At 72.4% G+C, this 9,326-nt stretch carries 6 protein-coding genes; 5 read left to right on the forward strand and 1 reads right to left on the reverse strand.

The window, feature by feature from the left end; all coding sequences use genetic code 11:
* Positions 1–116: 116 nt before the first annotated feature.
* Entirely contained in the window at positions 117–3,080 is a 2,964-nt protein-coding gene (locus ITP53_RS51095; RefSeq protein WP_407941404.1) for a helix-turn-helix transcriptional regulator, read from the reverse strand.
* Positions 3,081–3,293: 213 nt separating this feature from the next.
* Between ITP53_RS51095 and ITP53_RS51100 the strand changes: the two genes are divergently transcribed.
* The 5 genes from ITP53_RS51100 to ITP53_RS51120 all read left to right on the forward strand — a co-directional run.
* Positions 3,294–4,160, forward strand: coding sequence for an SseB family protein (locus ITP53_RS51100; protein WP_195902735.1), 867 nt, complete (start codon positions 3,294–3,296; stop codon positions 4,158–4,160).
* Positions 4,157–4,549 (forward strand): hypothetical protein, encoded by a 393-nt coding sequence (locus tag ITP53_RS51105; RefSeq protein ID WP_195902736.1) that lies wholly within the window; start codon positions 4,157–4,159, stop codon positions 4,547–4,549. The genes ITP53_RS51100 and ITP53_RS51105 overlap by 4 nt, the downstream gene beginning before the upstream one ends.
* Before the next feature lie 97 nt (positions 4,550–4,646).
* Positions 4,647–5,036, forward strand: a complete 390-nt coding sequence (locus tag ITP53_RS51110) for a YbaB/EbfC family nucleoid-associated protein (protein WP_195902737.1) — start codon at positions 4,647–4,649, stop codon at positions 5,034–5,036.
* The gene (locus ITP53_RS51115; protein ID WP_195902738.1) at positions 5,023–5,373 is read left to right on the forward strand and encodes a hypothetical protein; all 351 of its coding nucleotides are present in this window, start codon (positions 5,023–5,025) and stop codon (positions 5,371–5,373) included. The genes ITP53_RS51110 and ITP53_RS51115 overlap by 14 nt, the downstream gene beginning before the upstream one ends.
* A 4-nt stretch (positions 5,374–5,377) precedes the next feature.
* The coding region (locus tag ITP53_RS51120) for a WXG100-like domain-containing protein (RefSeq protein ID WP_195902739.1) at positions 5,378–9,326 on the forward strand (3,949 nt) is incomplete at its 3' end.

Here is a 9,326-nt window from a genome sequence, read left to right on the forward strand (position 1 = left end):
GGCCGGCCCCGCACCGGTCAGAGGCCGTTTTCCTGGAGGTCCCCGGCCACGGTCGGCGGGTGGCCGCCCACCGTGCTCCGCCGTAAAAAATAAAAAGGGTTTTCCTCGAGCGCCCGTCAGTCGAACAGGCGCAGTCGATGAGCCGTGGCGGCGGCCTCGCCGCGCGTGGCGACGGCGAGTTTGGCGAGGATGTTGGAGACGTGGACGCTCACCGTCTTGACCGAGATGAACAGCGCCCCCGCGATCTCCCGGTTGCTCCGCCCGTCGGTCACCTCGCGCAGCACCTCCAGCTCGCGAGCCGTCAACCCCTGCGGATGCCCGTCCCCCGGCTCCTCAGGCCCGCCGATCCTGGCGCGACGTCCGAACACGTCGAGCTGCTCCAGCAGCCGTGTCGCCCCGAGCGGCCCGGCGAGCTCCCGCGCCCGCACCAGCCGCGCCCCCGCCGCCTGCCGGTCGCCGCCGGCCAGCGCCGCCTGCGCCGCCCGCACCAGGCACCACGCCTCCGCGTACGGCTCCCGCAGCCCCTCCCAGGCCGCCACCGCCCGATCCCACGCCGCCAGCCGATCGACCTCGATCAGCGCGGCGGACGAGAGCCGATCTGCCGGGAGGGCAGGCGGCCGCTTGCCGGAGACCTCGGAGCCGGCCAGAGCCGCGATCAGCGCGCTGAACGTGAGCCGATGCGCCTCCTGCAGGTCCCCCTCGACGTCGAGCGACTGCCCCAGCGCCCGCAGCCGCGGCACGAGCGAAGCGCAGAGCCGGGCGAGCGAGCCGGGCGAGTCGGCGACCAGCTGGGCGAAGACCACCAGCACCGGCCATGAGTAACGGGGGGCGTTGAGCAGATCGCGCTCCTCCAGCGTGCGGGCGGCCAGCTCCACCGCCTCCTGCACCTGCCCGCGCGCCTGCAGCAGCCGCACCTCTCTGCACAGGTGCGGCAGCACCGACTGATCCCGGTAGGTCCCCCGCGACAAGATGCTCCGCGACGACGCCAGCAGGTGCTCGGCCCGGTCGAGCTGCCCCCGCGCGAGCGCGATGTCCACCGCGAACCCCTGCAGGCTGGACCGGTAGGGCGGGGGCGGCACCAGGTCGAGGGCGTGCTCGATGACCTGGAGCGCCTCGTCCCAGCGCCCGAGCGACACCAGCGGCTCGGCCAGGTTGATCGACAGGAACGTGCCGGAGGTGCGGGCGAGGCCGTATTGTCCGGCCTCCTCGATGCCGTCGCGGGCCACCTGCGCTGCCTGCTCGTGCCGGCCCGCGCCCTCCAGCGCGTCGGACTCGGAGATGGCGCACCGCATCAGCGCGTTGAACGCCCCACCGGCCGCGGCGAGGCGCCGGGCCTCGGCGAACGCCACCAGCTGGGCCTCGATCTCCGAATAGCGGTAGCGGGTCCAGGTGAGGTTGATCATCGCGTGGGCCTCGACCGTGGCGTCGCCCACCTCGTGGCCGATCTCCATGGCGAGCCGTGCCGTGGCGAGCTTCTCCGGCCAGTCCTCCGCCCCGTGCAGCATCCGCGACAGGCTCTCCAGAACCTGGCCGCGCAGCTTGCTCGGCTGGTCGGCGGGGGTCAACTCGGCCGCGCGGCGGAGGTCGTCGATGTGACCGGGGCGGCCCAGGTCATAGCGGGTCAGGCCGCGCTGGCGCAGCAGCGAGGCAGCCCTGAGCGGGTCGGACTCGTGGTCGAGCTCGGCGAGCCCGGCGGTCGCCAGGGCGATGCTGCGCTCGAACTCGCCGGCCAGGTGGGCGACCGTGGCAGTCTGCCTGAACACCTCGAAGCGGTCGCAGCCGATGCGCTCGGCCGCGCCGGGCACCTGGTCCCACAGCTCAAGCACCCTGGACAGCATCCTGAGCTGCTCGTCGTAGGCGGTGGACTTGCGGGCCGCGGCGGCCGCGCGCCACGCGCTGATCAGCGCCCACGTCGAGTTGTGGGCGGAGTGCCAGTGGTGCGCCAGCTCGATCGCGCCACGCGGGGCGGGCAGGATCGACAGGTCGCGCTCCAGGGCCTCGGCGTAGCGGGTGTGCAGGCGGGTGTGCTCGCCGGGCAGCAGATCGTCGTGGAGCGCCTCGCGGATGAGCGCGTGCCTGAAGCTGTAGCCCTCGCCGTCGACCACCAGGACGTTGCCCGCGACGGCGGGCCGCAGCGCGCGGGAGAGCGCGCTCTCGTCGAGGCCGGCGACGGCGGAGAGCAGATCGTGCTCCATGCGCTGGCCGCCCGCGCTGGCCACGCGCAGCAGCTCCTGCGTCTCGTCCGGCAGCCGCTCGACGCCGGCGAGCAGCAGGTCGCGCAGCGACTCGGGGAGCGGGTCGCCGCCGCCGGGCTCGCTGAGCAGCGCCTCGACGAACAGCGGGTTGCCCTCGCTGCGCGCGTAGATGAGGTCCATGGTGGCGGCGGACGGCTCGCGCTCCAGGATGCCGGCCGCCTGGGCGACGGCCTCCCTGCGGGTGAGTCTGCGCAGCTCCACCCTGGTCACCCACTCGATCCGGCCCAGCTCGGCGAGCAGCGGCCGCAGCGGGTGGGTGCGGTGCAGCTCGTCGGTGCGGTAGGTGACGACGATCATCAGGCGGGCCGCGGTGCGCTGGTAGCGGACCAGGAACGACAGCAGGTCGCGGGTCGAGCGGTCGGCCCAGTGGGCGTCCTCGACGACCAGCAGCACGGGACGCTCCTCGGCCAGCCGCTCCAGCAGCCCGAGCACCTGCTCGAACAGCCGCGCCCTGGCCTCCGCGCCGTCCTTGTCCGGCTCCCCGAAGTCGGGCAGCAGCCGCGCCAGCCCCCGCGTGGTGCCGCCGGGCACGAGCGCCGCAACCCCGTCGCGGCCCAGCTCCCGCACGAGCCCGCGCAGCACGGCGGTGAAGGGCGCGAACGGCAGGCCCTCTGTGCCCAGCTCCAGGCACCCGCCCACGAGCACCAGCACGTCGTCGGACCGGCCGGTGAACTCCTTGATCAGCCGGGTCTTGCCGACCCCGGCCTCGCCGCCGACCAGCACGGTGGACGACGCCCCGGAACGCGCTGTGGCCAGTGCGTCCCCGAGAGCGGCGAGCTCGCGGGCACGCCCGACGAACATGGGGCTCACGGCGTGGATGCTCACGCCCATAGGATGCCATCCAGGCACGACAGAATCGTCCGCCCGCCGACGCCGCGAAGGCCGTCCCAGCCAATCCGCCCGGACGACCGCCGAGGGTGTCCGAGCCACTCATGCCGGGCGACCGTGGAGAGTGTCCGAGCCATTCATCCCGGACGACCGCGGAAGGCGTCCGCTATGCGGAGGGCCGCTCCTCCGGCGATCGCTAGGGTGTCCGCTATGTGGCAGGCCACTCCTTTCGAACAGCAACTGGCGGCGGCACACGCCCAGGGTGACCTCGCGTTCGCCCTGAGCTTGCTGCGCGAGGCGGACTTCGCCCTGCCGATCAGCGAGAGCGCCGCGGCGGGCCGCGACCCGGTGGCCTGGCCCACCTGGGCCGCGGACGGCCGGACCTGGCTGGTCGCCTACACCTCGGAAGCGGCGCTGCTGGCGGCCGGCGCAGGCGCGGTCCGGCACTACCGGGTCGTCTCCCTGACGGAGCTCGCCGCCGGCTGGCCCGACCCGCGGTGGGGGCTGGCGGTCAACGCGGGCCTGGAACCCGCGTTCTTCCTGGAGCCGGGTACGGTGGCCAGGCTCGCGGTGCCCACGCTCCAGCAGGATCACGCGGTGGCGCCCGGCGTCCCGATCGTGCAGAAACTGCTGCGCCCCGCCGACATCCAGGCGCTGCTCGACGACGGCGAGCCACGGGTGTCCGGATACTGCCATCACGCCCTCGACGTGGCCCACATCGCGACGCCCGCCGTGCTCGCCGACGCGCTGGGTCAGGACGACGTGCTCACCGACCGCGGGTCCGTGAACATCCTGCGCTGGCCCGCCATCGGATTCGACCTCTACCCGACGCCCTACGGGGGGACGGACGAGGAGGGCATGCGCGCCGTCGCCGGCTGGGTGATCGAGGAGCCGCCCTTCATCGGGATGGGGCTCGTGCCGAACGTCGACCAGACGATCAGGGAGTACAAGGTGGCGGGGGTCGTCTTGCCGTACGGGGCCGAGATCGTGGAACTGGGCGTGGACGGGGTGACCCGCAGGCGGGCGGTCTACGACGGTGACCTCAGCAGATGGCTGCTCCTTGAGGCGGCGCGATGACCTGGTCCCGTTACCTGGCCCGCTGGCGGGGCGCCGACTACACCGCCTCCCCGGAGCTGCGGGCCGGCGGCCTGTGGCTGCGCCTGCGCGCCCCGGGCCCGGCCGACGGCTTCGAGCAGGCGGCTCCCGGCCGCTGGGTGCGGCCCGTGCCTGCCGCGGAGTGCGAGCGCGTGTCGTTCGTGACGACGGTCTGCGAGTGGGGCGGCGCCCCGTTCCTGGTGCTCGCGGACCGGGACGGCGAGCTGCTGATCGAGTACTGCGGCGGCCTGACGCCGGTGGCCGAGCGCCTCAGGCTGGAACGGATCGAGCGTGGTGTCCACCGCCGCTGGGTGCCCCGCGATGAGGCCATGGATCTCCGGGAGAACACGGTTCATCTTTCTTTCAAGTGACCCATGTCCCTAACGTGACCTATACGAATCTTTGCTAGTTTTTGATGTCATTGGGCAGGGGGTGAGGGATGTGTGGGAAGAGCCGGATGTGGCTGGCATGCAGGCCTACGCGGACGAACTCCGCCGGACCTTCATGCGGCTGCAGGATGAAGGGGACGACCTGCGCAGGGAAGCGCAGGCCGTGCAGGTCACGGAGAAGTCGCAGGACGGCCTGGTGGCGGCCACGGTGGGTGCGCGCGGCGAGCTGATCAGGCTGGACATCGATCCCCGGATCTACCGCCATCCGGACGCCAGGAAGCTGGCCGACGTCATCACCGGCACCGTCCAGAGCGCCACGGAGAAGGCACGGCAGCGCATCCTGGAGATCTTCGAACCGCTGATCCCCACCGAGCAGCTGCGGGCGCATCTCGACGGTGACGTGGAGACCGTGATGAACCAGCTGGCGGATCGCATGGCCGGGAGGAACACGTCTCGTGGCACGACCTGAGGACGACGTCCTGTATCTGGGCACGACCATCGAGAACGGGATCTCCCAGTGGGACACCATGGCCAACGCGCTCGCCGGGCAGTGGCCCGCGGTGTCCGCGGAGCTGAAGGCGGTCCACGCCGCCGCTCCGTGGGGTGACGGCGCGGAGGGCCGCGCGTTCGCCCACGAGTACATGAAGCTCGACGGCCCGAACCGGCTCATCGAGACCGGGACCGAGCTGGTCGGCCATATCGCCGATGCCGGGCCCCGCCTGCACACGACCATCGCCAACTCCCGGTCGACGGACACCGGGATCGCCGCGGACCTCGCCCGGGGCCAGGGCACCCGGGAAGTGTGACGGGATGGCAGGGGGCCGGGGGGACGTCAACTCGCAGACGCCGGGCGGGCTGGCGTCGGATGACGGGTTCGGCGGCGTCTCCGCCACCGACGTGCAGCCGGTGTGGGAGACGGAGGCGCTGCCCGGCTGGGTGAACGACTGGCTGATCCCGATGCTCGCGTCCGGGCAGTCGTGGCCCAAGGCGAGCGAGAGCGGCCTGTGGCAACTGCGCGAGGCGCACCGGCTGGCCATGAACAGCTACGCCGACGTCTTCGAGCCCGCAGGCTCGGCGCTGCGCGCGATCTCCACCGAATGGGACTCTCCGGCCCGGCCCGCCGCCTTCTCCCGCATCGGGGAGATGTTCGACGATCAGAGCGGCGCGATGTCGAAGATGGCCGCCCACTACCAGTACGCCCGCCAGGCCGACGCCTTCGCGCTGGAGACGCAGTATTCCAAGATCGCGATCAACGTGGCCTTCTGGGTGACCATCGTCGCCATCTCCATCGCGCTGATCGCCGCGTTCTTCTCGGCAGGTGCGGCCGCGACGGCGGCGGGACCCGCCGCGACCGGTCTGCGGGCGGCGATCGGGCGGATCCTCACCCGCCTGGGCCTGGTGGCGGCCAGGCCGGCCGGGGTCGCCGCGACCGGCAGGCTGGCCGCCCTGGGCGGCACGTCGGTGGGGACCAGGCTGGCGTCCGCCGCTCTGGTGCGCGAGTTGGTGGAGGAGATCGGCGAAGAGGTCTTCATCGACGCGTACGCCCAGTACAAGCAGATCCAGATGGGCACCAGGACGGGCTGGGACTGGGACAAGACCATGGCCTCGGCGCTGGGAGCCGGGGTGGGCGCGGTCGTCGGCACCAAGCTGGGCGGGCCGGTGTCCAGGCTGACCAACAGCATCCCGGGGATCGGCCGCCTCAACCGCACCGCGGCCGACCTGCCCGGATGGGGCAACGCGTTCCGGCGCTTCCCCGGGCGGGTGCTGAACACCGGCCTGAACAACGTGGTGGCCTCACCCGCGGGCAGCTTCGTGTCCAACGGGCTGGTGTACGGGCAGTGGGCGCCGCCGACGGCCGAGTCCCTCGTCGGCGGATTCATGGGCGGCGCGGGGCGGACGAACACGATCAGCCCGTTCGACCCCAGCGTGGCCGGGGCCTTGCTGAACCCCGGCGGCGCACTGAACTCCGTCGCCGATTCCGCCGCGGCCACCCACCTCGCGCGCACGGAGCCCGCCACGACCGGCGGCGGGCCGAACGTCGGGTTGCAGGCTCCGGTGAACGGGTCCCCCGGCGGGTCCCAGAACGGGTCTCCTTCCGGCGGGCCGAGCCAGCCGGGGGGCCCGGTGGGCGTACAGGCTCAGCAGGGCGGGCCGGCGCAGCAGGGTCCCTCGGTGCCCGCGCCCCGTGCGGGATCGCCCGCCCCCGCGGACGCGTCCCCGCTCAGAACGTCCGGCACCACGGCCGCCGGCCCGGACCAGCAACGCTCCACCGCACAGGCCGACCCCGACGAGCAGCGTCCCGACGTACAAACAGATCCGGACCAGCAACGCCCCGGCGCACAGACAGATCCCGGCGAACAACGCCCCGCCGCACAAACAGATCCCGGCGAGCAGCGCCCTGACGCGCAGGCGGACCGGGACCAGGCCGCCGACTCCCGGGAGGCGCGTTCCGGGCAGACGGCCCAGCAGGCGCCGGGCGCCCCGGAGGAGGCGGCCGGCGACCAGCAGCGGGCGGCGAGCCAGGACACGGCCGCCGATGAGAGGGACGCGGCGCCGAGCGCTCCCGCCGACCGTGGGGAGTCGGCGCCCAGAAGCATCGACGAACTCCTCAACGGTACGCACACCGACGCCGCACCGGCCGCGACCTCGAACACCGACACCAACACCGGCACCGATGACGGCCAGGAAACCAGGAACACCGGTGCCACGTCCGGCGACACCAGGCTCACGACCGTGTCGAGCCTGGATCATGCGACGCGGACGCCGTACCTCAACGTGGACCCGCCGCCCGGCGCCGCCGCCCAGCGCCACGCCAACGCCTACGAGCCCCGGGCGGTGCCGCTGGCCCTCCAGTGGGACGGCCTGCGGAGGTCGGCGGAGCCCGCCCGGGTCACCGTGTCAGGGCTGCCCGCCACAGGACTGCACCCCGACGTGGAGGTACGCAGGCTGCTCGTCCCCTGGCGGGGCGCACAGCGAACCGTCACCGAGTTCACCGTCAGGGTGTACTACCGCGCCGACCCCGGCGTGACCGCGGAGGAGATCGCCACCGCGCACGACAGCCTGCTCATGGGAGTGGATCTCTACTACAACTACCAGCACGAACTCCCCGACGGCTCGCAGTTGCACGTCCGGATGGAGTTCTCGCCGGCGCCCGGCTCGGCCCCGGACGGCAAGGTGGTACGGCTGCACTCGGGGACCGGCACCAGGGGGTTCGACTTCGCGGACCGCCAGAGCTGGTACGGCGCCGGCGAGGTGATCACCACACCGCTGGACCAGATGGCGTCCTACCGCCATCGCGCTCCCATCGACTACATGAGCTGGTACGCGGGCATGGAACCGGTGCTGTTCGCGCACGAGACGATGCACCTCTTCGGGCTGTTCGACGAATACGTGGACCCGAACGACCCCAACCGGCGAAACCTCGCCACCCCGGACGTCCGCGCCGACGCGAACCTGCTGGGCGCGGCGGTGCTCATGTGGGCGCAGGGACGGCCCATGCTCGACCGGGACGGCCACGTGGTCCCCGAGGCGGCTGGGCTCCGCGACCGCCATCTGCTGCACCTGTTCGAACTCGTCCCCCAGAACACCGGCAGCCCCAAGGTGCCCCTCGTCCGTCCCGCCACGCGGGGTAACGCCGAGGAGTGGTCGCGCCCGGACTACGATCCCGCCGCTCACCTGCCCGGCGACGTCCGCGGCCTGCTGGACGCGTTCCCGTCCGACGGCCGCCCGCTCGCGGAGCACCTCAGGCGCCTGGAGCGGATGAACGTCCTGTTCGGTGACGCGCGCAACCTGACGCCGGATCACCTGGCCTACACGGACGCCCTCGTCACGATGGCCCAGGACCTCTACGGCACCGGACCGGAGTACTCCTTCTCAGCCGACGAGCTCACCTCGTTGCGGCGGTTGTCCACCCTGCTGCTGGGTGACACCCCGCCGCGGACCGATCTGCTCCAGGAGCAGGTCAACGCGCTGCTGGGCAGAGATCCGGCCACCCGGGCAGACAACAGGCAAACTCAGGTGCTGGCAACGCTGGCGACCACCGTGTCGCCCCGGCCCGGCGAGTCGGGCGCGGACACGCTTCGCCGGGCGATCGAGGCCCGCCGCCGCTCGATGCAGGGCATCATCGAGCTCCGCCGCGCGGGAATCACGCTGCCGCCCGCGAACTCGACCACGAACCCGGCCGCGAACACCTCCACACCCGCACCCACGGCCACATCTCCTGGCACGTCCACGAACGCCACCGCGGGCACATCTGGCACGTCCACGAACGCTACCGCAGGCGACGAAGACTCCACCGCAGGGCTTCGCGCCGGCGTCAGCGCTCCCCCACCGAACCCGGACGGCGCACCCGCTTCCAGCAACGATCCCCGCCAGTTCCGGAGATTCTGGCGTCACCTGATGAGCCAGGTGCAGGCGGAGGCCCGGCGCCGTGGGACAGCACCGCTCGACGAACTGCAGCAGTTCACGCTCCAGCGCGCCCTCGCCCGCATCTTCGCCGCGAACCCGGACGACTGGATGCTCAAGGGCGGCCAGGCGATGCTCTCCAGAAACCCGGGCGGCCGCGCGAGCACCGACATCGACCTCGTCCGCATGTCCGGCGACAGCGATCCTGACGCGATGGCCGACGAGTACGAGGCCGCGCTCGCCCGCGACCACGGCGACCATCTCAGGTTCGTACGAGAGTCCAAGGTCTACATCCTGCACGGCAAGGCCGTAAGGATGGCGCACAAGGTCTACTGCGGCGACATGGAGATCATGT

The organism is Nonomuraea cypriaca, from assembly GCF_015645445.1.
GTDB classification, from domain to species: domain Bacteria; phylum Actinomycetota; class Actinomycetes; order Streptosporangiales; family Streptosporangiaceae; genus Nonomuraea; species Nonomuraea cypriaca.